Source organism: Luteibacter sp. CQ10 (genome assembly GCF_040900725.1).
Classification (GTDB): domain Bacteria; phylum Pseudomonadota; class Gammaproteobacteria; order Xanthomonadales; family Rhodanobacteraceae; genus Luteibacter.
In genome coordinates this window covers 1,526,270-1,550,025 of record NZ_JAEUYM010000001.1, presented here as the reverse complement: position 1 = coordinate 1,550,025, position 23,756 = coordinate 1,526,270, and the positions used below count along the sequence as shown (strand labels likewise).

Annotated in this window: 24 protein-coding genes; 21 read left to right on the top strand and 3 right to left on the bottom strand. The window is 64.4% G+C overall.

Annotated elements, in window-relative coordinates:
• Nucleotides 1–9: 9 nt before the first annotated feature.
• Together JNG39_RS06730 and JNG39_RS06725 are read right to left on the bottom strand one after the other, a co-directional pair.
• A complete protein-coding gene (locus JNG39_RS06730; protein WP_368310386.1) occupies nucleotides 10–1,230 on the bottom strand; it encodes a PQQ-dependent sugar dehydrogenase in 1,221 nt (406 codons plus the stop codon).
• A 96-nt stretch (nucleotides 1,231–1,326) separates the two neighbouring features.
• Nucleotides 1,327–2,076, bottom strand: a complete 750-nt coding sequence (locus JNG39_RS06725) for an SDR family oxidoreductase (protein ID WP_368310385.1) — start codon at nucleotides 2,074–2,076, stop codon at nucleotides 1,327–1,329.
• 102 nt (nucleotides 2,077–2,178) lie between these two features.
• On the opposite strand from JNG39_RS06725, the gene JNG39_RS06720 reads away from it, so the two are divergent.
• Complete coding sequence (locus JNG39_RS06720; protein WP_368310384.1) at nucleotides 2,179–3,114, top strand: AraC family transcriptional regulator; 936 nt, start codon at nucleotides 2,179–2,181, stop codon at nucleotides 3,112–3,114.
• On the opposite strand, the gene JNG39_RS06715 is transcribed toward JNG39_RS06720, so the two are convergent.
• Nucleotides 3,111–3,302, bottom strand: a complete 192-nt coding sequence (locus JNG39_RS06715; protein ID WP_144908422.1) for a CPXCG motif-containing cysteine-rich protein — start codon at nucleotides 3,300–3,302, stop codon at nucleotides 3,111–3,113. The two genes, JNG39_RS06720 and JNG39_RS06715, sit on opposite strands and share 4 nt — an antisense overlap.
• A gap of 79 nt (nucleotides 3,303–3,381) precedes the next feature.
• Between JNG39_RS06715 and JNG39_RS06710 the strand changes: the two genes are divergently transcribed.
• The 20 genes from JNG39_RS06710 (at nucleotide 3,382) to JNG39_RS06615 (ending at nucleotide 23,755) form a co-directional block, all read left to right on the top strand.
• Entirely contained in the window at nucleotides 3,382–6,258 is a 2,877-nt protein-coding gene (locus JNG39_RS06710) for a hypothetical protein (protein ID WP_368310383.1), read from the top strand.
• Between the two features lie 49 nt (nucleotides 6,259–6,307).
• A complete protein-coding gene (locus JNG39_RS06705) occupies nucleotides 6,308–6,934 on the top strand; it encodes a phosphatase PAP2 family protein (protein WP_368310382.1) in 627 nt (208 codons plus the stop codon).
• Nucleotides 6,935–7,197: 263 nt separating this feature from the next.
• Entirely contained in the window at nucleotides 7,198–7,569 is a 372-nt protein-coding gene (locus JNG39_RS06700) for a YciI family protein (protein WP_368310381.1), read from the top strand.
• A gap of 281 nt (nucleotides 7,570–7,850) precedes the next feature.
• Nucleotides 7,851–9,494: an ArnT family glycosyltransferase gene (locus tag JNG39_RS06695; RefSeq protein ID WP_368310380.1), complete on the top strand. Its 1,644-nt coding sequence runs from the start codon at nucleotides 7,851–7,853 to the stop codon at nucleotides 9,492–9,494.
• Between the two features lie 124 nt (nucleotides 9,495–9,618).
• The gene (locus JNG39_RS06690) at nucleotides 9,619–10,305 is read left to right on the top strand and encodes an aspartate/glutamate racemase family protein (protein ID WP_368310379.1); all 687 of its coding nucleotides are present in this window, start codon (nucleotides 9,619–9,621) and stop codon (nucleotides 10,303–10,305) included.
• Between the two features lie 106 nt (nucleotides 10,306–10,411).
• A complete protein-coding gene (locus JNG39_RS06685) occupies nucleotides 10,412–11,020 on the top strand; it encodes an ATP-binding cassette domain-containing protein (protein WP_368310378.1) in 609 nt (202 codons plus the stop codon).
• Nucleotides 11,017–11,811 carry an ABC transporter permease gene (locus JNG39_RS06680; protein WP_368310377.1) on the top strand — a complete coding sequence of 265 codons (795 nt, stop codon included), beginning with the start codon at nucleotides 11,017–11,019 and terminating at the stop codon, nucleotides 11,809–11,811. Before JNG39_RS06685 ends, JNG39_RS06680 begins: the two co-directional genes overlap by 4 nt.
• Before the next feature lie 304 nt (nucleotides 11,812–12,115).
• Nucleotides 12,116–13,156, top strand: coding sequence for an alpha/beta fold hydrolase (locus tag JNG39_RS06675; RefSeq protein ID WP_368310376.1), 1,041 nt, complete (start codon nucleotides 12,116–12,118; stop codon nucleotides 13,154–13,156).
• Nucleotides 13,157–13,187: 31 nt separating this feature from the next.
• Nucleotides 13,188–14,150, top strand: coding sequence for an MBL fold metallo-hydrolase (locus JNG39_RS06670; RefSeq protein WP_368310375.1), 963 nt, complete (start codon nucleotides 13,188–13,190; stop codon nucleotides 14,148–14,150).
• A 38-nt stretch (nucleotides 14,151–14,188) separates the two neighbouring features.
• Nucleotides 14,189–14,737, top strand: a complete 549-nt coding sequence (locus JNG39_RS06665; protein ID WP_368310374.1) for a zinc-binding dehydrogenase — start codon at nucleotides 14,189–14,191, stop codon at nucleotides 14,735–14,737.
• Nucleotides 14,738–15,263: 526 nt separating this feature from the next.
• Entirely contained in the window at nucleotides 15,264–15,572 is a 309-nt protein-coding gene (locus JNG39_RS06660) for a hypothetical protein (protein WP_368310373.1), read from the top strand.
• Between the two features lie 467 nt (nucleotides 15,573–16,039).
• Nucleotides 16,040–16,690, top strand: a complete 651-nt coding sequence (locus JNG39_RS06655; protein WP_368310372.1) for a response regulator — start codon at nucleotides 16,040–16,042, stop codon at nucleotides 16,688–16,690.
• A gap of 119 nt (nucleotides 16,691–16,809) precedes the next feature.
• Nucleotides 16,810–17,385 (top strand): DUF4255 domain-containing protein, encoded by a 576-nt coding sequence (locus JNG39_RS06650; protein ID WP_368310371.1) that lies wholly within the window; start codon nucleotides 16,810–16,812, stop codon nucleotides 17,383–17,385.
• Complete coding sequence (locus JNG39_RS06645) at nucleotides 17,382–18,182, top strand: hypothetical protein (RefSeq protein ID WP_368310370.1); 801 nt, start codon at nucleotides 17,382–17,384, stop codon at nucleotides 18,180–18,182. Before JNG39_RS06650 ends, JNG39_RS06645 begins: the two co-directional genes overlap by 4 nt.
• Before the next feature lie 29 nt (nucleotides 18,183–18,211).
• Entirely contained in the window at nucleotides 18,212–19,774 is a 1,563-nt protein-coding gene (locus tag JNG39_RS06640; RefSeq protein WP_368310369.1) for a phage tail sheath family protein, read from the top strand.
• A gap of 20 nt (nucleotides 19,775–19,794) precedes the next feature.
• Nucleotides 19,795–20,253, top strand: coding sequence for a phage tail protein (locus JNG39_RS06635; RefSeq protein WP_144908399.1), 459 nt, complete (start codon nucleotides 19,795–19,797; stop codon nucleotides 20,251–20,253).
• Complete coding sequence (locus tag JNG39_RS06630; RefSeq protein WP_368310368.1) at nucleotides 20,246–20,743, top strand: phage tail protein; 498 nt, start codon at nucleotides 20,246–20,248, stop codon at nucleotides 20,741–20,743. Before JNG39_RS06635 ends, JNG39_RS06630 begins: the two co-directional genes overlap by 8 nt.
• A gap of 219 nt (nucleotides 20,744–20,962) precedes the next feature.
• On the top strand, nucleotides 20,963–21,655 hold the full coding sequence (locus JNG39_RS06625; RefSeq protein ID WP_368310367.1) for a hypothetical protein: 693 nt from the start codon (nucleotides 20,963–20,965) through the stop codon (nucleotides 21,653–21,655).
• A gap of 3 nt (nucleotides 21,656–21,658) precedes the next feature.
• The gene (gene vgrG, locus JNG39_RS06620; protein WP_368310366.1) at nucleotides 21,659–23,446 is read left to right on the top strand and encodes a type VI secretion system tip protein VgrG; all 1,788 of its coding nucleotides are present in this window, start codon (nucleotides 21,659–21,661) and stop codon (nucleotides 23,444–23,446) included.
• A 9-nt stretch (nucleotides 23,447–23,455) separates the two neighbouring features.
• Nucleotides 23,456–23,755, top strand: coding sequence for a PAAR domain-containing protein (locus tag JNG39_RS06615; protein ID WP_368310365.1), 300 nt, complete (start codon nucleotides 23,456–23,458; stop codon nucleotides 23,753–23,755).
• The last annotated feature ends 1 nt before the right edge of the window (nucleotide 23,756 follow it).

Here is a 23,756-nt window from a genome sequence, read left to right as displayed (position 1 = left end):
CCTTCGGCATCACTTCGGTGTCAGGTGGAACAGGCCGCCCGGCGATGCATCCTGGAGGATCCACAGCGAACCGTCCGGTGCCTCCTCGACGTCGCGGATGCGCTTGCCGAGGTTCCAGCGTTGTACCGCGGTGGCGCCGCCCTTGCCGTCGAAGGTGACGCGAACGATGCCCATGCTGACCAGGCCGCTGAGCAGGGCGCTGCCCTTCCAATGCGGGAACAGGTTGCCCTTGTAGAACATGAGATTGCCCGGCGCGATCACCGGCACCCAGTAGATCACCGGCTTGACGAGATCCGGCCGCGTGTCGGGCGTGGGAATGGAAACGCCGTCGTAGTTGACGCCGTAGGACACCAGGGGCCAGCCGTAATTCTTGCCGCGCTGGATCAGGTTCAGTTCGTCGCCGCCGCGCGGACCGTGCTCGAGTTCCCACAGCTGGCCGTTCGGCGCGAAGGCCAGGCCATAGGGCGTGCGATGGCCGATGCTCCAGGTTTCGGCCGGCGTCAGGTTGGGGCCGGGGAAGGTATAGGTGCTCACCACCTTCGCCGTCTTGGCCTCCTCGGTATTGCCCGCCGGGTCGATCAGGGGAATGGTGCGCGCACCTTCCTTGCCCGCCCACGGGTTGCCCGGTGCCGGTTTGCCGTCGAGGGTGAGTCGCAGGATCTTGCCCACGGGTTGGTCGGGATCCTGGGCGGGCGTGAAGCGCTGGCGATCGCCGACGGTGAGGAAGAGATACTTCCCGTCGGGTGAAAAAGCGATCTGAGCACCGGCCTGGCCACCCTTGCCGGTGGGCATCTGTCGCCACAGCACCTCGAAGCCGTCGAGCCGGGCCTGGTCGCCGTCCAGTACGAGCTTTCCGCGCCCCATGGCCAGGCCACCGCCGTAATCACCCGGTGCGACGTAGGTGAGATACACGTTGTGGTCCTTGGCGTAATGGGGCGAAAGAAACACGCCCAGCATGCCGTTCTGGCCTTCGAAATAGACCGGCGGCACGCCCTGGACCTCGGTCTTGGCGCCCTGCGGGGTCACGAGCTGGAGGTGACCGACCTTTTCGGTCACCAGCATGCGGCCGTCGGGCAGGAACGCGATGCGCCAGGGCAACTGGAAGTCGGCCACCTTGGTGATGTTGAAGGGCAGGTCGGGATCGGGTTTCTGGTCGCCTGCGTTGGTTTGCGCATGGGCGACGCTCGTCAGCAGCGTCGCAAGAACTATCCCGCTTGCCAGCTTCTTCATGTGCTCGTTTCCTAGCGTTCGAATGACAACGAGCATACTAGCGCCGGAGATGCCCTGACGGCGTGACAGCCCTCGTCTTGCGACGTCCGTCTCGATTCAGGCCGCCTCGCCCGCCCACAGCTTCGCATCCTCGCCTGCGGGCAAGCGCATGGGAACGGCAGGATCCGTGGCGGCCCGCCAGACGGCTTCCGCTACGTCGATGGACCGCGTGATGGGACCCGGATTCTGGAAACCCGCCATCACCTGCTGCATGAGACCGACATAAGCCTCGGGCGCCTCAGCCTGCATGCTGCGCGGCGTCGCGTTCGCGCCGAAGCGGGTTTCCGGCGCCATGCCGGGCAACACGAGTCGGACGCGTACGCCGAGCGGTTCGAGTTCCAGCGCAAGGGATTCGGTGAACGCGTTGACGGCGGCCTTGCTGGCCGTATAGACCGGCAGGAGGGGGAGGGGGCGAAGGGTGACGGTGGACGTCACGTTCACCACCGCGCCTTCGCCGCGCTCGCGGAACTGGGGAATCACCGCTTGGGTCAGGGCGATGGTGCCGAGCGTGTTGGTTTCGAAGATGTCGCGAACGACGTCCATCGACTGGCTCTCGAGCGCGCCGAGCAGTCCGATGCCGGCATTGTTCACCAACACGTCGATCGGCCCCGCCGCCGCCAGTGCATCGCGAATGCTGGTGGCGTCGCTTACGTCGAGCGGAAGCACGCGCAGCCTTTCGGAGGAAGGCAGCAGGTCTTCGCGCGGCGTCCGCATGGTGGCGATGACGTTCCAGCCCTTGTCGAGAAAATAGCGGGCGGTTTCCAGGCCGAAGCCCGACGAGCAGCCGGTGATGAGGACGGTTTTCATGGCGGATCCTTGGTGGGGAAGGTGGGACCCGACAAAAGATAGGTTCCGCCCGTCGGACTTGCTACCATTCAAAGTCCTTAAATCATTGGCGAGAGTCCGGCCATGACCGACCCGCTTGCCGAGGTGGTTTCGCTTCTCCAGCCTGGCGCCGGCTATTTCAAGATGGTTGCGGCAGCCGGGCGCTGGCGCCTGCGCCGCACGGAATACGGCCAGCCTTTCTACGGCGTGGTGCTCGAAGGCCGGCTCCATCTCGCCGTCGACGGCCATCCGCCCGTCGTGCTCGAGGAGGGCGACTTCGTACTCATTCCCGCCGCCCTCGATTTCACGATGACGAGCTTCGAACCGCCGCTCGACGATAGCCATTCGGTGCCCGAAGCGTTGGGCAACAGCGAATTCCGGCTCGGCTCGCCGGACGATGCGGTGGACATGCGCTCGCTGGTGGGGCACTGCGTGTTCGCCTCGCCCGATGCGTCGCTCCTGGTGTCGCTGCTTCCGCAATTCCTGCACGTGCGCAACCAGCGGCGGCTCACCACCCTGGTGCAACTGGTCGGCGAGGAATCACGGGCACGGCTGCCGGCACGCGACATCGTGATCGCTAGGCTGCTCGAAGTGCTTTTCATCGAGGCGCTGCGTTCCCTGCCGGCCACCGACGCGCTGCCGGGACTGGTGCGAGGGCTCGCGGACGAGCGCCTGGCGGCCGCCTTGCGGCGCATGCACGAGGATCCGGCGCGCGGCTGGACGGTGCCGCAACTGGCGAGCGAAGCGGCGCTGTCGCGCTCGGCGTTCTTCGAGCGTTTCCAACGCGCGGTGGGCGTGGCCCCCATGGAATACCTGCTTACCTGGCGCATGGCGCTGGCGAAAGACCTGCTCAAGCGCACCAACGCCAGCGTAAGCGACATCGCCCTGCGTGTCGGCTACAGCTCGGCAAGCACGTTCAGCGTGGCCTTCACCCGACATACTGGTGTTCCGCCGTCGCGCTACGTGGCTCCGGTCACGGACGGAGCAGGGGTGGACGAACGCCCCGCGGAGACGGCCTAGCCGTCGTTTTCCGTCGACGCGGATAACGAAAAGCTGTCGTCGCCCTCGTCGACCGTCAGCCGCATCACGATGGGGCGGCAGCACACCTGGCAATCCTCGGTGTAGGTCTGGCTACCGGCCGAAACGTCCACGGCCACGTCGATGATTTCGCCGCAGTAGGGGCAGGCGATGTCGGTGAATTCGGTCATACCGATAGTCTACCGTCCATTTTGATCGTGACAAATCGCCGGATTTATCGGGATACTCGGTGGATTGCCGGAGTATCCCATGAAACGTCGCGACCTCCTCAAGGGCTTCACCCTCGCTACCGGTGCCTTGACGCTCGCCGGTCCCGGACTCGCTTATGCCGCCGAGCCGACGAAGAAAGACGGCGCCGACATCGCGCGACCGATCCGTGGCCTCCGCCGGGTCGATGGACGGCTCAGGCAGCCGATACGCATCACGCCGCCTTCTCCCGCGTCGGGCGACGAGATCGCCGTGGCGATCGACGGACACGCCGTCGATCGCAGGACGCTATCGCCTGGCAGCACGTCGTTCGACGTCTTCCTCGACCCTGTTTCCGCGCCCCGGCAGGTCGAGCTCGTCGTGACCATCGGTGCGAAGACATGGACACAACGTCTCGAAGTCCTGCCCGTTCGCCGCATGGACGTCTTCGTGCTGCCGCACTCGCATCACGACCTCGGCTACACCGAACGCCAGGCCGACGTCGAGGATCGCCAGGTGCGCAACATCACCCGGGCGATCGAGCTTGCCCGGCAAACGGAGCGCTATCCGGACGGCTCGCGCTTCGTCTGGAACCTCGAAGTCCTGTGGGGCGCCGACCTTTACCTGCGACGGGCATCGGCCGCCGGACAGGCCGAGTTCGTCGAGGCGGTGAAGAAGGGCTGGATCGCGCTCAACGGCGCCTACGCCAACGAACTGACCGGGCTGTGTCGCCCGGAGGAATTGATCCAGTTGTTCCGCTTCGGCACCGAACTGGCCGAACGCACCGGTACTCCCGTGGATTCGGCCATGATGAGCGACGTGCCGGGGTATACCTGGGGTACCGTCGAGGCCATGGCCCAGGCCGGCATCCGCTATTTCTCCGCGGCGCCCAATTACTTCGACCGCATCGGACGCTTCATGGATACGCTCCAGGACAAGCCGTTCTGGTGGGTATCCCCGTCGGGCAAATCGAAAGTGCTCTTCTGGATTCCCTGGACGGGCTACGCCATGTCCCATGTCATGAAGGCCGACGACGATTGGGTAGGCAAATACCAGGCGCGCATGGACGAGGTGAAGTTTCCCTACGACATCTCCTACGTGCGGTGGGCCGGGCATGGCGACAATGCCGAGCCCGATCCGGGCATCGTCGATTTCGTCAAGGCATGGAACGCGACCTACGAATGGCCGAAGTTCACCATCGCCTCGACCAGCACGGCGTTCCGGGCCTTCGAGCAAAAGTACGGCCACCAACTGCCGCGGATGCAGGGCGACCTCACGCCCTACTGGGAAGACGGCGCCGCTTCCTCGGCCGCCGAGACCGCCCTGAACCGCAACGCCGCCGAGCGCCTTTCCCAGGCGGCCGCGGCACTCGCGCTCGTACGCCCCGACGCGTTCGACCGCAAGGCATTCGACGAGGCATGGCGCAACGTGCTGCTGTATTCCGAACACACCTGGGGCGCCGCGGCGAGCGTGACCGAGCCCGAGGCCGCGATGACGACGGCACAGTGGGAGGTCAAGCGATCGTTCGCGGTAGAGGCGGACCGGCGTGCGAACGAGCTGCTGGCGTTGGCCGGGCAGGGCGGCGACACGAGCCGCCTGGAGATCGTCAACACGTCGTCCTGGCCACGCGGTGGCATCGCGATGCTGCCGAAATCGCTTTCGGGCACGGGGGATCGGGTCACCGATGCCCATGGCGCGCCATGGCCGTCGCAGCGCCTGGCGAACGGCGACCTCGCCGTGCTCATGCCGTCCATCGCTGGCTACGCATCGACCGTCGTCACGCTGTCGAACCATGCGGCGCATGCGCCCGCGACGCCGGTGACGTTCCAGGACAACGTGCTATCGAACGGCCTGGTGCGTATCGAGATCCATCCATCGTCGGGTGACGTCGTCGGCCTGTACGCCCACGGCAGCGACGTCAATCTCGTCGACGGCCGCGAAGGCTGGGCACTCAACCAGTTCCTCCTGCTACGTGGCGACGACGTCGACCACCTGGAACGAAGCCACGATGCCACCGTCGTCATCGAAGACCACGGGCCACTCGTGCTCACGCTGCGCATCGATGCCGCCGCACCGCTGTGCCGCAGCCTGACACGACGCGTGAGGCTAGCCGCGGGACAGGATTTCGTCGAGCTGCACAACACCGTCGACAAGGAACGCGCCGCGTACAGCCCGACGCTCGACCGTGACAAGCGGCATCCGGTGCTGAAGGAGAGCATCCAGTTCGCGTTTCCCTTCGCGGTGCCCGGCGGTCAGCTCACGCTCGACGAACCGTTCGCCCAGGTCCGTCCCGAATACGACCAGTTGCCGGGCTCCTGCAAGAACTGGATGCCGGTCGGTCGCTGGGCCGACGTTTCCAACGCCGACCACGGCGTGACGTGGGCGACGCTGGATGCGCCCCTTGTCGAGGTGGGCTCCGTCACGGCGACCAAGCTCAACTCCCAGACCGATCCCGACGTGTGGATTCGTAACCTCGAGCCCACGCAGACCTTCTTCTCCTGGGTGATGAACAACCACTGGGGCACCAACTACCGGGCATGGCAGGAAGGCCCCGTGACGTTCCGGTACGCGCTGCGGCCCCATGGCCATGCCGATGTCGCCGAGGCCAGCCGCTTCGCCACGGGCCTGAGCCAGCCGCTCCTCGTGCTGCCGGTCACCGAGGGCTCGGCACGCCGCGCTAAGGCGTTTGTAAGGGTTGAGCCTGAAAGTGTCCTCGTCGAAGCGCTCACGCCCAGTGCCGATGGCCGGGCGTGGATCATGCGCCTGCGTAATGCCTCGGATGCGGCGGTGCAGGCTCGAATCCGATGGTCGGAGCGTGCCGGCGCGACCGCAACGTACGTGAGCGACACCGCGGAGTCCGAACGGGATCGTTTGCCCGACGGCTTTTCGCTGGCCCCTGGCGAACTGTTCACCATGAGGACCGTTCGGCGTACAACGTAGTGGGCGTGCCGGTCGTGCAATCCGTCTTTCGGCCGATGGGAGGGGTGTCATGCGACGATTACCAGCGAGTCTCGCCTTCGTCCTGCTTTTGGCCGTATCGCCCATGGCGTACGCGTCCGGCGGCCCGTTCGGCATCGATCACCGGGTGGCGAGGGACAACAGTGGCATCTGGAAACGCTCCAACCAGCATGTCCTTCTCTACGGCACCCTCCTCACCGTGGGCATCGGCGCCCTGGCAACGGGCGACAACGATCCCCTGGGCGACACCTTCTGGCGGTCCGTCGACTCGATCGTCGTGACGACCGGAACGGTGACCGTCATGAAGCACGTATTTCGACGGGAGCGTCCTGAACAGACGAACGACCCCAACCGCTGGTTCAAATCCGGCGGAAGGAGTTTCCCCAGCGGTGAGGTATCGACGATCACCGCGGCGGTGACACCTTTCATCGTCAACTACGGCGAAGACCATCCCATGGTATACGCGTTGGCGCTGTTGCCCGCCTACGATGCGATCGCCCGGGTGAAGGTACAGGGGCACTGGCAGAGCGACGTTCTCGCAGGCGCTGCCTTGGGATTCGGCATCGGCTGGTGGAGCAGTCGTCGCACCGAATCGCCCTTCGTGCTCAGCCTGCTCCCTGGTGGCTTCCGGGTAGGGTTCGTGCACCATTTCCGCTGATATCCCGGTAGCGCCGGGAGTCATCGCGGCTCGGCCGATCGACGATAAAAACCCACCGAGTGCGAGGCCTGCCTCGTGCCCGGCGGGCATGCGCCCGTTTCGGGAGAATGGTTGACCTGGATGACCGGTGGGGCGAGGGTAGGGCGCGCCTTGGCGAGCGTTATCGATTGGCGAAGTTCCGGGGTGAAAATTCGTCCGGTCGTCGTGTCGATTTCCGGCCGGCCGGTTCGTCGTCACTGCAACCACCCAAGAAAGGATGTCCCATGAAGTATTTAGGCCTGGCTTATTTCACCCCTGAAAAATTCGATGCCATGGCGCCGGAAGCCGTCAAGGCGCTGATCAGCCAATGCTCCCCGCTGGACGAGAAGATGCGCGCCACTGGCAAGATGCTGGTCTCGGCCTCCCTCGGCGATCTGGAGCACTGGCGGACACTTCGCCCGCAAGGCGGAAAAACGCGCGTGAGCGACGGCCCCTACACCGAGTCCAAGGAGATCGTGGGAGGCCTCTTCATCATCGAGGCGGATAGCCGGGAAGAAGCGCTTCGTATCGCGTCCATGCATCCGGCAGCGACGCTGGGCGAAGAGGGTGGGTGGGCTGTCGAGCTGATTCCCCTGGATTTCTATCTCGTCCCTTAGGACGGGGGATGCGGGGCCGGGCGCGCATGCATCGCCGCCCTGCTGGAACCGCTGGATAGCCTGAGATTGCGGACAAACCACCAGAAAGGATATGGAAAGTTCACGGCGGTACCGTCGTTCCAGGTCCTGTTCCGCGCGACCTGGCCTGCGACGTGGACGACGTATTCAACGGACGCATGGAAGACGGCGGCGTACGGCACTCATCAACTCGTTTGCCTTCGGTATCGACGCCGTGCTCGCGCTACAGCGGGCTTGGCAGGTGCCGCCCTTTGGAGAGTGACGTGTTCGCCGACTATCCCGTGGGCTTGCCGCAGCGCGCTGCGAGTACCGACCGCTGGGCGGGGTTCGTTGCCGTGCGATCGGGCGGCCTCGTGGCCCTGCTTGGCATCCGCTTGTCATGGCTGTCCGCCTATCCGCTGAACTCCGACGAGCCGCAGCATGCCCACGTGGCGTGGAGCATCGCGCAGGGTGCCATACCGTACCGAGATGTCTTCGACAATCACGGACCGCTCTTCAGCACGATGTATTCGGTCCTGCTATCCGCGCTCGGCGAGCGCCCGGACATCCTGTGGTGTCTTCGCCTGGCGGTCGTGCCCTGGTATGCGCTTGTCCTGGTGGCGACCTGGTTCATCGCGCGCCGGCTCCATTCGCGTGGGGTCGCCGATGCGACCACGCTTCTCGTTGGCCTGTTTCCCATCGTCTTCATCAAGTCGGGCGAGTTCCGGACGGACGATGTCTGGGCGGCCTTGTGGCTCTCCGGGACGTCGATCGCCGTCCTCGCGCGGGAGCGACCGTGGCGCTGGCTGTCGAGTGGCCTGATGTTCGGTGCGGCGCTGTCCGTGTCGCAAAAGACGCTGCCGTTGGCGGCCATCGCCATCGCGGTCGCGACGGCCATCTGGGCCGTGCCGTGGCGGGCAAACGGCCGAGTCGCGTCGACGAATGCCTTGGCCCTGCTCGCGGGCGTAGTCGTCGTTCCAGGTGCGTTCGTCCTATGGCTGGTATCGCACCACGACACGGCTCCGGCCTGGTACGACATCGTGGCGTACAACCTGGCTCCCACTGGCGTTTCGGGGCATCCCTGGCACCTTGTCGGCTACCTGCTGGTTGCCCTTGGTGCGCTTGCCTGCACGGCGTGGCGCGCCCGACAGGCGAACGCGACGGCCAGATGGCGAGCGTTCCTCGGCGTGCACGCGCTACTTTTCATGCTGATGATCTGGATCGCCTGGCCACTGCCGACCGAGCAGGATTTCCTGCCCGTGATCCCGATGGCGGTGCTTTCGTTGGTGGGCCTCGTCGATCGCGCGACCGTGGTGCCAGCCAAGGGCAGGGTCGCACTCGTGTCCGTCGTCGCGCTCGCGGAAGGGGCGTTGGTGATCAGGCACGCGCCCCCTTGGCACGATGCCCTGGCCGGGTTTCAGTCACAGATGCGCGTCGTGCTCGCTTGCACCACCCCCGCCGATACGCTGATGGATGCGAAGAGCGGAAGCATTTTTCGGCGGAGACCGTACTACCCGGTCATCGAGAGCCTGGCCCGGCAGCGTTTCCAGAGCGGACGCCTACCGGACGACATCGCCGCCGCGCTGGTCGCGAACCATACGATGACGGCGCTCGATGACCGCTACCCGCCGGCCGCGCAGGCGTTCATCGAACGTCACTACCGGCCGGGCACGGCGGGCGTACGCATGGCGGGTTTATCGCTCGTCCCGTCCGCCGGCCGGCAGCGATTCGACCTGGACCTGGCCGGCGACTACGTCGTGACGGACGGTCGGCGAGAGGTCCCCGTCTCCATCGATGGGCAGCGCCCCGGCACATCGTGGTCGCTTGGCGTCGGACCTCACACACTGGATGCCATGACCGACCCGCCCCGGATGCTCCTGTGGCGCCAGGCGTGGGAATGCGGTTGGAGGCCGGATATCGTGCGGTGATAGGGGCATCCGGGTGGCCCACGATCGACACGTTCACCAGCGCGCGGTCGTCGCTCCAAGTGGAGACTCTTGCATGTATCTTCTTCGTCTTGAGCCATGAAGCGTGCGAGGAACGGCGGCGACCATGAAGACCCTAGGCATCCTCGGCGGCATGTCCGCCGCGTCCACGCAGATCTACTATCGCGAACTCTGTCGCCTGACCGCGGAGCACCTCGGTGGCCTCCATTCGCCGGAGCTGCTGATCCGCTCGGTCGACTTCGCCGACATCGAGACGTTGCAGATGGAGGGTAATTGGGGAAGGGCGGGCGAACGGCTGAACGCGGAGGCGAAAGCCCTCGAACGGGGCGGGGCGGAACTGCTCATCCTCGCGACCAACACCATGCACAAGGTGGCGGCGCAGATGATGGACGGCGTGGGCATCCCGCTGCTGCACATCGCCGACGCCACCGCATCCCGTATCGCCGCGGCAGGACTGCGATCACCGGGCCTTATGGCGACGGCGTTCACGATGGAGCAGAGCTTCTACACCGATCGCCTCGCCGCGGCCGGGTTGGACGTGATCCTGCCCGACGATGCCGACCGTGCGGAAACGCACAGGATCATCTACGACGAGCTATGCCGGCACATCGTCGGCGAGGCGAGCCGGCAGGCCTATGTCGGTATCGCGGAGCGGCTCGTGGCGCGAGGGGCGGATTGCCTTATCCTCGGCTGCACGGAGGTCGGAATGTTGCTCGATCAGGGGAACGTTTCCGTGCCGGTGTTCGATACGACGTTGGTCCACTGCGAGGCGGCGATGGCGTTGGCATGGTGACGAAATCCCTTCTTGGAGCCTTACGTCGGACCCGCCCTCATACCGGATCGAAGGCGATCGGCAGACGATGGTGCGCAACGCGCGGTGTGATGCGTATCCCAGGCCTATGAGCGGATCCGGCCTTACCGTTAATGCACTGCGGAGCCATCGCATCGGCCCGGTGTCGTTCGATCTGCGCCCCGGTGAGTGCGCGGCCGTCATGGGCGCGTCGGGCGCAGGGAAGACACTCCTGCTTCGCCTTCTTGTCGATCTGGACCCGGGCGAGGGAAACGTTTCGCTGGACGGCGTGGAACGGGACAGCATGTCGCCGCCGGACTGGCGGCGGCAGGTCATGCTCGTGCCAGCGGTTGCCGGGTGGTGGGCCGCTACCGCAGGTGAGCACTTCACGGATGCCTCGCGAGCGGACGTTGCGGCTCTCTGCAAGGAGCTTCGATTACCCGACGACATCATGGAGCGCACGGTGGCCCACCTGTCGACCGGTGAGAAACAGCGCCTGGCGCTCATTCGCGCCATCGTCGAGCGTCCGGTCATCCTCCTCCTCGATGAGCCGACCAGTGGCCTCGATCAGGAGGCTGCATGGGCGGTCGAGACGTGCTTAACGGGCCTGCTCGGCAAAGGCACGGGCATCTTGCTCGTCACTCACGATGCCGGCCAGGCATCGCGCGTGGCCACGCGTATCTACCTGTTGAAGGACGGGAGCCTCCAGCCTGGATGAACGCCGTCACGTTCAGTGCGGTCGACGTGGCCGTCGCCAGCGTCATCCTGGTCTTCGATGGCGCGCTCTCGATCGTGCTGCGCCTGGGCATACACCGCTCGCTGGCCGTTGCGTCCGTTCGCATGATCCTCCAACTGGTGGCGCTCGGCTTCATCCTGCGCACCGTCTTCTCCATCGATGCGCTGTGGCTCACCGCCGCCCTCGTGCTGCTCATGACCCTGGCGGCGGCCCGCGAGGCGGGTGCGCGGCCGCAGCAGCGCTTGCGCCGCACCCATTACCTCACCAGCCTCATCAGTGTCGCCGCGCCGGCGCTGCTGACCTGTGTCTTCGCGCTCATCTCCCTGCTGCCCGGCGATGACGGGTGGTCGCCACGCTTCGTAGTGCCCGTGGCTGGCATCCTGCTGGGTAACGTGTTGAACGCGGTGAGCCTGGGCATGGCCGAGATACTCGAGGGGGTGACGGTCGAGGCCCCGGCGATCGAGGCGCGCCTCATGCTGGGGCAGACGTTCAGCGTGGCGATCGGTCATCTCCAACGGCGCGCGATACGACGTGCGATGGTCCCGCTGGTGAACCAGATGAGCGCCGCGGGCATCATCACCATGCCGGGCATCATGACCGGCCAGGTGCTGGCGGGCATGGATCCCCTGCAGGCGGCGACCTACCAGATCGTGCTGATGCTGTTGCTGGCCGGCGGGAGCGGCCTCGGTGCCGTGGTGTCCGCGCGGCTCGTAATAAGGCAGCTCACCGACGAGCGCCAGAGGCTACGCCTCGACCGGTTGCGAGGTGCGTAGGTTCACCGGGAAACAACCTGTAACAACTTCATTGGCACACGACATAGTTCGCTAACAATTTGGACCTAGTCTCTGCATCGCCTGTTCGCACGGAGACGGTCATGCTCTCTCGTAGGAAAGTGTTCCTTCGGCACATCCATGCCGTGCGGCAAGGGCTCCTGAGTGTTTACCTTTCCGCGAAGGATTTCCATGAAGCCACGAAAAATGCGGCCGCCCACCCCGTGGATCGGGAGGCGTTGCGCTATTGCCGCCCTACGCGGCGTGGTCATGGCATCAAATCGCCCTCATTGAAGGAGAACGATAGATGTCCGAAACAACGGATATGCATCGCCGTGCGTTGATGCAGGTCGCCGTTAGTGCACCTCTTCTTCTCGCGACCGCCGGGGTCGCACCCAAAGCGGCGGCAGGATCGGCGGCCGCAGGGCCGCCGGCTCGCAACATCTTCGTCAAGCATGCGTATGAAGAGCACACGGTGAATCTCGGCGAGGTCACCATGAACTATGTGACGGCCGGATCCGCCAGCAAACCCGCACTGCTGCTGATCCCTGGTCAAACCGAGTCATGGTGGGCTTACGAGAAGGCCATCGGCCTGTTGGCGCCCGATTTTGAGGTGTTCTGCGTGGACCTGCGCGGGCAAGGCCGGACGACCTGGACGCCCGGGCGCTATACCTACGACAACATGGGCGCCGACCTGGTCCGTTTCATCAGCCTGGTTATCCAACGGCCTACGATCACAAGCGGCTGTTCCTCGGGCGGCGTTTTGTCTTGCTGGCTTTCCGCATTCGCCATGCCAGGCCAGATACGCGCTTCGCACTACGAGGATCCGCCCCTTTTCGCGTCCGAGTACAACCCGCCTTACGGCCAATCCATTCGCCAAGCCGCGGGACCGCTCTTCGAAGGTTTGTCGCGCTACCTGGGAGACCAGTGGAGCGTCGGCGACTGGGGTGGTCTGCTGGCTGCGCGCGCCCGCCAACGCGGAGGGCTCGCGCTTGGCGGAGGCAAATCAGCTGAGCCGCCGCAAAACCTCAAGGAGTACGATCCGGAGTGGGCGCGCGCGTTTCACGAAGGCACGGTCGGTCAAAGCTGCCCACACCAGCGCATGCTCTCGCAGGTCAAGGTTCCGGTACTCGTGACCCATCACTTCCGCAGCATCGACCACGCTACCGGCCACCTGATTGGCGCCATCTCCGATTTTCAGATGACCAAGGTACGAGAGCTGATCGCTGCCACGGGTCAACCGCTGGAGTATGTCGATCTTCCCACCGCGGCGCACACCATGCACGAGTCCGATCCCGTGTTGTTTGCCAAGGTGCTTGGCAGGTGGGCGAAGGGTCTAGGGGCCTAGTGAACTGCGGCTTCCTGCAGAGGATATTCGAATGTCTAACTTGAAATTTAGGGCAAAGCCAACGTCACGGTCGCTGCTTTGCGCTTTGCTGGCGTTGACTTGCGGGGCAGCGCGGGCAGATCCGGCGAAATCCGTTTGGATCGAGCTTGGTACCCAGGCTGGCCCGATCCCAAGCCCGACGCGCTCGGAGCCTGCGCACGTTCTTCTCTGGCAGGGCCAGCCGATTCTCGTGGACGTGGGTGATGGCACCGCTGAGCAACTCGCGAAGGCGCACATACCGATCGATAGTATCCACGTGGTCTTCATCAGCCACCTCCATTTCGATCATACGGGTGGCCTGTTCGCATTCCTCGGCATGCGTGACCAGGGCGGTGGGCCTGGCAGGAAATTGATGACGATCTACGGGCCGCCCGGAACGAAGGCCATGGTCGACGGTCTTCGGTCCGCCATGCAGCCGGGCAGCGCGCTGCTTCCACAGAAACCGTCCGACTATAAAGTCGTCGAACTCGACAACGGCTCGTCCGTTACGTTGGGAGACGTAAAAGTCACCACTGCAAGCAACAGCCACTACCTTCTTTGGCGCGGAACAGGTACGAAACCGGTCTCGCTGTCCTATCGCTTCGACCTGCCTGATCGATCCATCGTCTACACCGGGGACACCGGTCCAAGCGCCAACGTAGAAAAGCTGGCCCATGGAGCGGATCTTCTGGTAAGCGAAATCATGGATGCAGATACGGCGCTGGATGAGCTAAAACGCGACCGGCCCCGCCTATCAAAGGGCACTTACCAGTTCGTAAGCGACCACTTCACCAAAGAGCATCTGCCGCCCGAGCAGGTCGGTACCCTGGCCGCACACGCCGGCGTCCGCGCGTTGGTCCTGACACATTTCGGCGGTTCGACGGGACAAGCCGATCAAATAACTCGATTGACCAAGGACATCAGCGCGAACTTCCATGGCTCGATTCGTTTCGCGTCCGACCTTGATCGATTTTGATTGCGATAAACCGTTAGATGCGTGACGCATAAGATGTCGTGCGGCACTCAGTCGGCGAGTCGCGCGATGCCCCGGTCCAGCAAGGCCCGAAGCCGGGCGAGGCGGCGCATGTCCCGGTGGTATCCAACCCAGGTCTCTCGCGTCGGCGGATCCTCCCCCAGGTCGCGCGCGCCTTTGGCGCGGTCGTCTTTTCAACCGATGCCGCCGAACGCGCACATTTCAGTCGGCAAGTCGGGGCGACCTCGATCGACCATGAGCGGGAAACGGTCGAGGACTATGTCGCTACCCACACCGCCGGGGACGGGTTCGACGTGGTTTTCGACACGATGGGTGGTTCACGACTGGATGCGTCGTTCAAGGCCGTGGCGCGGTTCGGCCACATGGTGAGTTCGCTGGGCTGGGGCACGCACGCGTTGGCACCGCTTTCGTTCCGGGCCGCGAGCTATTCGGGCGTCTTCACCTTGCTACCGTTGCTGACCGGCGAAGGCAAGGCCCACCACGGCGACATTGTGCTTCGCTCCATGGCGAGAGACATCGACGCTACCGATACCTCTCAAAAAACCTGGCGTATCGCTTTCCTGACGTGAAACGCTTATCGGGGAACCGCGGACTCGTGCAGATCGTCCAGGCACGAGGCGAGGCGGAGGATAGCGGCGGTCCAACCCATGGCGGGGGCGGTGCCTGGGAGCCCCAGGCGTTCGAAGAGCGCGGCTGCTGCGGTGGCGATGCCGCTCAATCCAAGCGCATCTGCCTGGAGCGCGACCGTTCTCGCGCGAAACCGTGCCTCCTCGAAGTCGCATGCGAGCGCAGCATCCGTTGCCGCCGACGCGTCTTGGATCATCCCATCAAAGCTCGGTCGGCCCTGCATCTGTGTCATCATGCCGTGAATAGTAGCGGCACACCGACCGTCCGCCTACTGCGCGCCGTTGCGTTTCGCACAGCTTCCCGTCGGCCGAAACCGGCCGGCGTCCCCCCAAGAAGGCGCCAAACTCATGTGTACCCGCTGTCATTCCACTTCCCTGCGTTGCTACGCGGAGCGCTTCTCCGATCTCATCCAGCACAAAATGCGTCGTGCGAGTCATCGCAAGCCGCGTGGCTGCCGGATGACGTCCCATGTCGGACCTTGAAAGCAGTCGCAAGCCCGGAGATGCCTCTCCTTCGAATCAGGTCGTCACCGGTGCGCTTGATCACGTCGAACGATCGCTATGTGCCGGTGACATCGTGGCGGCCGCCGCAGGCCTCGTAACCGTCGCCGGGCTGGCCATGGCACTTGGAAACGTCCTGGCCGCGGGAGAGGCTTATCGCATCAAGCATCTTCTCGAGACATGGCCGCGCCATAAGGCAGAGGTCGATTACCTGCTCGGGCAACTCCGATTCGACCTGGGTTCGCGGGCGATGCCCCTTCCACTACCTAAGTATTAACTCAGAAACCTGCCGGTCTCGTGCCATATCCCCCGAAGAAGTGGCATCGTCGATTGTGGGAGTAACGGCGTCACGGGCAAGAGTCCCAGTCACACGGCACCTGGCACGTGGTTGCAATCCTGGGTTCGGTCGGGCACGCCGGCCAAGGCCGATGCCTACGCGTGTCCGAGGGGGATATGTCCGCATGGTTACAAGTGCAACGGCGCATGAGGGCGGCGCGAGAACTTGCGCAACTCGCGGCCGATGCTCTGTCGGCATGTTGATTGCCGTCTCTTACCGAATTTGGATATACGCGCCCTTCACAATCGCCTAATACTTGGCGACAGGCAGGGGAACGGCCGTTCTGCGGTTCAGCGTCGGATAGCGGGCAGCACCGTCACATGAGCTATGTCTCGGCTTTACCGGCCGGGCACTCGTGCCGCATTCCTTGTCGGGCAAGCAACCACTGGCGAAGGAAGGGCGGGGCAATGAAAGTACGTGTAGTACTAGGGGACGACCATGCCATGTTGCGGGAGGGGTTGATCGCCCTGTTGCAGCAGGAAGCGGACATCGCGGTCGTCGGGCAGGCAAGCCATGGGCTGGAACTGTTGAGGATGACTCGCCAGCTCGCTCCCGACGTGGTCATCGCCGACATCTCCATGCCCATGATGGGCGGCATCGAAGTCGCTCGGCGTATACGCGGCGAATTGTTGTCCAGTCGCGTGCTATGCCTATCCGCCACGGCCTTGCACGGTCAGGTGCTGGAAGCGCTGGAAGCCGGCGCGCTCGGTTTCGTCCTGAAGAACAACGGTTACGGTGAACTGACCCGGGCCATTCGTCATGCCTATCGGCATCAGGTGTTCCTCAGCAGTGAATTGATGGCACCGGTCATGAACGCCTGCCGCACGGGTCAGGGCTCCGTCGGCGACACGGCCGGCCAGCCCTTGACCTGGCGCGAGCGGGAAGTCACCCGGTTGTTCGCCGAAGGCTGTTCCACCCGCGAGGTCGCCGTCCGCTTGCACATCAGCGCCAAGACCGTGGCGACGCATCGCTCCCATGTATTTCGCAAGCTCAATATCCACAGCGTGGCCGACCTGACTCGCTATGCCGTCAAGGAAGGCATGACGTCGCTGGGCTAGGAACACGCCCTAAGACATCGAAACCCCAATATCAGCATTCTGCTGATAGGGGCGGCTACCGTCGAGGGCGTAGCCTAGCAATCGACGTTTCGTCGGGGGCGTTCAAAGGGGCTGGGCGCGTGATCGACCAGGTAATGGATCTCTTGGCTAGGCAACTCAACGGCCACCTGCGGCGCATGCTCCATGTGCCCGAAGACGTGGTCGTCGTGTCCAATCTCCAGGAAATCGGCGGCACGCCGGTCACCTCGTCGGCAAACAAGGTCGTCCTGTTCCTCAGTGGCATCGAGCGAGACACGCTGGCGCATCGACCCAGGGAAGCATCCTGGGGCGGAGCCGACGGCATCGTGCAGCGCGCGGCGCCCGTTTACCTGAACCTCCTGGTGATGTGCGCCGCCAACTTCAGCGGCAGCCATTATCCCGAGGCTTTGAAGTTCCTTTCCGCCGCCATCGCCTACTTCCAGGGAAACCCTTCGTTCGATCATCGGAATACCCCGGATATGGATGCACGGCTGGAGGGATTGGCCCTGAACATGGAAAACCTCAGCAGTCACGAAATGCACAACGTGTGGAGCATCCACGGCGGCCGCTACATGCCGTCCGTGGTGTTCCGGGTACGCATGATCACGCTTCGGTCCGGTGCCGTGCGCGGTCGCGACGCCGCGATCTCCCACGTCGAGACCCAGGCATGGCCATGACGATAGGGTCCTCTTTTCGCCTGCTGATGCGCGTGGACGTGCGGCACGACTTCTTTGCCGACGGTTACGCCCGCCATCTCGTCTTCAAGGCGCATGCCGGGACGGAGGCGTTCCTGAAACGGTTCGGTTCGGTCTTGCGTAACGACGATTCCACCCTGGCCGTGGGTGTCGACCATACCAGGATGGAAGGAATGTGGAGCGAACGCATGGAGGAGGGCGAGCCGCGCGTGTTGCGCTTCGACCTGCATTGCGGCGACCCCGTCCATGGCTATTACACGGCGCCGGTCACCGCATCCCATCCGGAAACGGAAGAGGACGGCACCGTGGCGGCATGCGTCGATGTTTCCTCCGGCGAAACCGGTCGCGTCAATCGGCCACTGGCCACGCTCGCATTGCCCCTCGTCCCCGACGGGATCGATAGCCTGGATGTGTGGTCGTCCTCGGCGGAAGCGCGTTACACGCTGCGATTGCGCAGCCCGCGTACCGTCTGGAAGTACGTGCTCACGGGCGACTGGCAGGATCGCAAGCTGTCGATCGTGGACGCGCGCGGGGAGGTGACGTTCAGCGCGGTGAACCGCGAGGTGCTGCCCGATGGCCAGACGGTGCTGGTCGCGCGTTCCACCACGGGGATCGAGCTGCGGGAGCGTCCGCCGCAGCGCTTTCAGCTGCAAGACATTTCCACGTCGACCGAACGAATCCTGATTTCCCGTTTGCCAGGTGCCGCACCACAGCGATTGTGGCGCGAGACGGTGGAAGGCGAGCCGACCGTCGTGTCGGAAATCTTTGTCCATAGCTAGTTCACAGACAGGAGCCCGCGATGGGTGCAATGAAGACACCGGGTGTCTATATCGTCGAAAAGAATGCGTTTCCCAACTCGGTGGTGGAGGTCGCCACCGCCGTGCCCGCATTCATCGGCCATACCGAGATAGCCGATAACCGCAGCAAGCCGCTCGCGTTCAAGCCCTGGCGCATCAGTTCGATGGCGGAGTACCACCAGTACTTCGGCTTCGGCCCCAGCCCACGCTTCAATATCGCCGAGAAGACCGATCCCTCGGTGCTCGCCGACTTCAAGGCGGTCGGCAAGGACAACAAGTCGACCGAGTACGTGCTCGAGCAGCCCGCCGGCAAGGACGGGGGAGCCTATACGCTGTACAACGCCATGCGCCACTTCTTCCAGAACGGCGGCGGCCCCTGCTATATCGTCTCGGTGGGCGACTACGCCTCGGACCTCGATCCGGACAAGTTCACGCGGGGCATCGACGAGCTGCTGAAGGAACAGGAGCCGACCATGCTCCTGATTCCCGAAGCCGTTCTTCTCAAGCAGCCGGATTGCATCGGTCTCCAGCAGGCCATGTTGCAGCACTGCGGCGAGAAGATGAAGAACCGCGTCGCCATCCTCGACGTGTGGGGCGGCGACAAGCCACGCAACGACCCGGGCGGCGACCCGGTGGATCTCTTCCGCAACAGCCTCGGCATCAACTTCCTCGCCTATTCGTCGGCCTATTATCCCTGGCTCAACACGACGGTGGTCGGGGACAAGGAGTTGAGCTACGAGAACATCGCCAGCGCCGACGTGCTGCAGACCCTGCTGCGCAATGAACTCGGATTGCCGGAGACCGCTCCCGACGGCGCGTCGATGAAGGACAAGGAACAGATCCAAGCGATCGCGGACATCACCAAGGACTGGAGCAAGGTCGATCCCGCTCCGTCCCCCGATGCCGTCCTCGCGAACAAGGCGCTGCTCAACAAGACCTTGAGCACGATCAGCCCGCTGTTCGGCACGGTCATGGAACTGGTGAAGGGCAAGCTGAACCTCATGCCCCCAAGCCCGGCCATGGCCGGTATCTACACGATGGTCGATAACAGCCGAGGCGTGTGGAAGGCCCCGGCCAACGTCAGCCTCGCCGGTGTCGTGTCGCCTTCGGTGGCGATCTCTGCCGTCGACCAGGAAGACCTGAACGTCACCACCCAGGGCAAGTCGATCAACGCGATCCGTTCGTTCATCGGTGAAGGCGTGCTGGTGTGGGGTGCGCGCACCCTCGACGGCAACAGCCTCGACTGGCGTTACGTCAACGTGCGCCGGACCATGATCATGCTCGAGGAGTCGTGCCGCCTGGCCGCCAAGGCCCTGGTGTTCGAGCCGAACGTGGCGAATACCTGGGTCACCATCAAGAGCATGATCCAGAACTTCCTCACCAGTATCTGGAAGCGCGGCGGGCTCGCCGGCGCCGTGCCCGACGACGCCTTCGGCGTGTATTGCGGCCTCGGCGAGACGATGACGCCGGACGACATCCTCGAGGGCATCCTGCGCGTCACCGTCATGGTCGCCATGGTGCGCCCCGCGGAGTTCATCGAGATCACCTTCCAGCAGCAGATGCAGAAGTCTTAAGGCATTGACGGAGTATTCCCATGGCAGATGACGGTTCGCAGCAGTCCACCAGCATATGGCCCTTGCCCAAGTTCTCCTTCCAGGTGAAATGGGATTCGGCCGTGATGTCGTTCGAAGAAGTCTCCGGCCTGGATGTCGAGGCCCAGCCCATCGAGTATCGCCACGGCGACAGCCCGGCGTACGCCACGATCAAGATGCCGGGGCTGAAGAAGTACAGCAACGTCACCATGAAGAAGGGCGTGTTCAAGGGCGATAACAAGTTCTGGGACTGGTTCAACAAGATCAAGATGAACACGATCCAGCGTGTTCCCGTGACGATCAGCCTGCTCGACGAAGGCGGGAAGCCCACGATGGTGTGGACCCTCGCGAACGCGTGGCCGACCAAGATCACGGGCACCGACCTGAAGGCCCAAGGCAACGAAGTGGCGATCGAGACCATCGAGATCGTGCACGAGGGCCTGACCATCGCCAATGGCTGATCCCGCCGCGTGGCCCGCCGATGTCCTGCAGGAAGACAAACTCGGAGCGCTGCTGCCGGCCGCGTTCCAGTTCACGGTCAGCATCGGCAGCGGTTCGGGCGGCGTCGATACGTCGTTCCAGGAGGTGTCCGGCCTGGAACTGTCCATGGACGTGGACGAGCTGCGCGAGGGCGGCGAAAACCGTTTCATGCATCAGCTGCCTACGGGCGTGAAACAGACGCGGCTCACGCTCAAGCGGGGCGTCGCGTCCACCGATTCGCCGCTGGTCGGGTGGTGCAAGAGCACCCTCGAAGGCGGCCTGTCGGTGGCGATCACGTTGGCGCCCGTAACGGTCAGGCTGCTCGACGCCATGGCCAATCCGCTGCGGACCTGGTCGTTCGCCAATGCTTATCCGGTCCGCTGGGAGATCGACAGTTTCAATTCCACGAAGAACGAAGTGGCGCTGGAAACCATCGAGCTGGCTTACCAGTACGTGCAACGAAGTGATTGAGGCTGGATCGTGACGATCGAAATTCGACAGATGCTCATCAAGTCCAGCGTAGGCTCCGGGGCCGAAAAGCGAACCCCCGTGAAGGGTGGGCAGAGAACACGGCCGACGGCGGAAGACGACTGCGGTTGCGGGGACGACTGCGCCGGCGGCGGCCAGCAGGAGCGTCAAAAGATGCGCTCGGCGTTCGCCATGGAGTGGGAACGGATAAGGGAGCGGTAAATGGCGGCGAACCTGTCCTCCGGAAAGTCCCAGCTCAAGATCACCATCTGCGACATCAGCGGCGACTCGCCCAAGGCGACCGGCGCTTCGATCTCGTTGTTGATCAACCCCTCGGAAATGACCTGGGTTCGGCAGACCGAGTTCGGCGGCTGCGTGCCCATGGGCGATACCGGCAGCGGGCGCAACTTCGCGAAGATGCAACCCGATACCCTGGATTTCTCCACGGTGTTCGACGGTACCGGTGTCGTGCCGATTCCCTCGAACATCCAGCTGCCTGTCGAGGTCGAAGACCAGCTCGCCGCGCTGGACAAGATCATCCACAAGTACAACGGCCCCCAGCACGAACCCAACGTGGTGCAGATCCTTTGGGGAACGCTGGTCTTCTATGGCCGCGCGACCAGTATCTCCACCGATTTCACGCTGTTCCGTCCCAGCGGCGCCCCGCTACGCGCCAAGGTGACGATGTCGTTCCAGGGCTTCAAGAAGCCGCTCGAGGCGGCGCTCGAAGCCGACATGCAATCGCCCGACCTCAGCCATGCGGTGACCGTGCGCGACGGCGACACGCTCCCGCTGTTATGCCACCGCATCTACGGCGACAGCCGGTACTACGTCGACGTGGCCCGATTCAACGGCCTGCAGGCGTTTCGTGCGCTCGCGCCGGGCCTGACCCTGCATTTCCCTCCGCTGGACTGATCCATGGCCGAATCCCCCAACGCTCACGAACCCGGTCCCATCCGCCTGACTGTCGCGGCCGGTGGCCAGAAGCTGGCAAGCCTGCCCGTGGTCGGCGTGACGGTCCGGCGGGCGATCAATCGCATCCCCTGGGCCGAGATCGTGCTGAGCGACGGCGACATGCCCACGGGCAGCTTCGCGCTGAGCGACGCCGCCACCCTCGTGCCCGGCACGGCGCTGACGATCAACGCCGGATACGGTAACGACGAAGCCACGATCTTCAGCGGCATCGTGGTGCGACATGGCGTGAAGATCGACGGCAGGGCCAGTTCGCGCCTGGTGCTCGAATGCCGCGACGAAGCGACGAAAATGACCATTGGGCGCAACAACGCGAACTATCTGAACCAGAAGGACAGCGACATCATCAGCGGCCTGATCGGCGCGCATGGCCTGACGGCGTCGGTGACCGCGACCGATACCAGCTACGACGAGCTCGTGCAGTTCTACTGCAGCGATTGGGACTTCATGCTGGCCCGCGCGGACGCCAACGGCCTGCTCGTGAACGTCGACGCCGGTACGGTGAACGTGACGCCTCCGACGGTATCCGGATCGGCGGTGCTGACGGTCGGCTGGGGCACGGAACTCATCGCGTTCGAGGCGGACATGGATGCGCGCAGCCAATACACGGCCGTGCAAGCCGTGTCCTGGGATCCCAAGCAGCAGGCGATCGTCGAGGGCAGTTCGGCGGCTCCGGCAACCCTCAACGCCCAAGGCAACCTGACCGGTTCCACCCTCGCGGAAGTCGCCAGTCCGGCGACCTACGTGCTGCAGACCAGCGCGGTCCAGCCCATGGCCGGTCTCACCGACTGGGCGAAGGCCACGCAGCAGAAGGCGGCCCTGGCGCGCATCCGCGGGCGCATGAGCTTCGTGGGCAGCGCGCTGGCGGTTCCCGACAGCCTTATCGAGGTCAGTGGGGTCGGGGCGCGGTTCAGTGGCCCGGTCTACGTCACCGCCGTCGAACACACGCTCGGCAGCGGACAGTGGACGACCCAGGTCGAATTCGGCATGCGGCCGGAGTGGCACGTGGAACGCGACGATGTCGTGGCACCGCTCAACGGCGGCCTGTCGCCGGGCGTGAGCGGGCTGCAGATCGGCGTCGTGATGCAGCTCGACGGCGATCCCTTGGGCGAGCAACGAATACAGGTCAAGATTCCCGTGATGCAGGCGGCCACGCCAGGTGTCTGGGCGCGTCCCCTGCAATTCCACGCATCGAGCGGGTTCGGTGCCTTCTTCATGCCCGAGGTCGGCGACGAGGTGCTGGTCGGTTACCTCAACGGCGACCCCAGCAGCCCGGTGGTACTCGGCTCGCTCTACAGCAGCTCCCGCCAGCCGCCTTATGCCATCGCGGCGGAGAACGACACCAAGGCGATCGTGACCCGCTGCCTTCACCGGATCGAGTTCAACGAGAAGGACAAGGTCATCACGGTGATCACGCCCGGGAACAACCAGGTCGTGCTCGACGACACGAAACAGTCCATCACCGTGCTCGACCAGCACAACAACAGCGCGACGTTTTCCAGCGCGGGAATCGCCCTGGACAGCAAGTCGGACATCAAGCTCACCGCCACGGGCAACGTGACGATCACCGCGAAGGGCTCCATCAACGTCAACGCCACGGCCGACCTCAAGGTGACCGGCATGAACGTCACCTGCGAGGCGCAGGCGGCATTCACGGGCAAGGGCTCGGCGTCGGCCGAACTGTCCGCCGCCGGGACGACCACGGTCAAGGGCGCGATGGTCCTGATCAACTGAGGAAACCCGATGCCGCCCGCCGCCCGCCTGACCGACATGCACACCTGCCCGATGGTGACCCCCGGCGTGCCGCCGATTCCCCATGTGGGCGGCCCGGTGACGGGACCCTGCGTACCGACCGTTCTGATCGGCAAGCTGCCCCCCGCGGTACTCGGCGACATGGCGATATGCGTCGGGCCGCCCGACAGCATCGTTAAGGGGTCGGCCACGGTCATGATCGGCGGCAAGCCGGCGGCGCGTATCGGCGATACCACCGCGCACGGCGGCAGCATCGTCCTCGGCTGCTTCACCGTGATCATCGGAGGGTGAG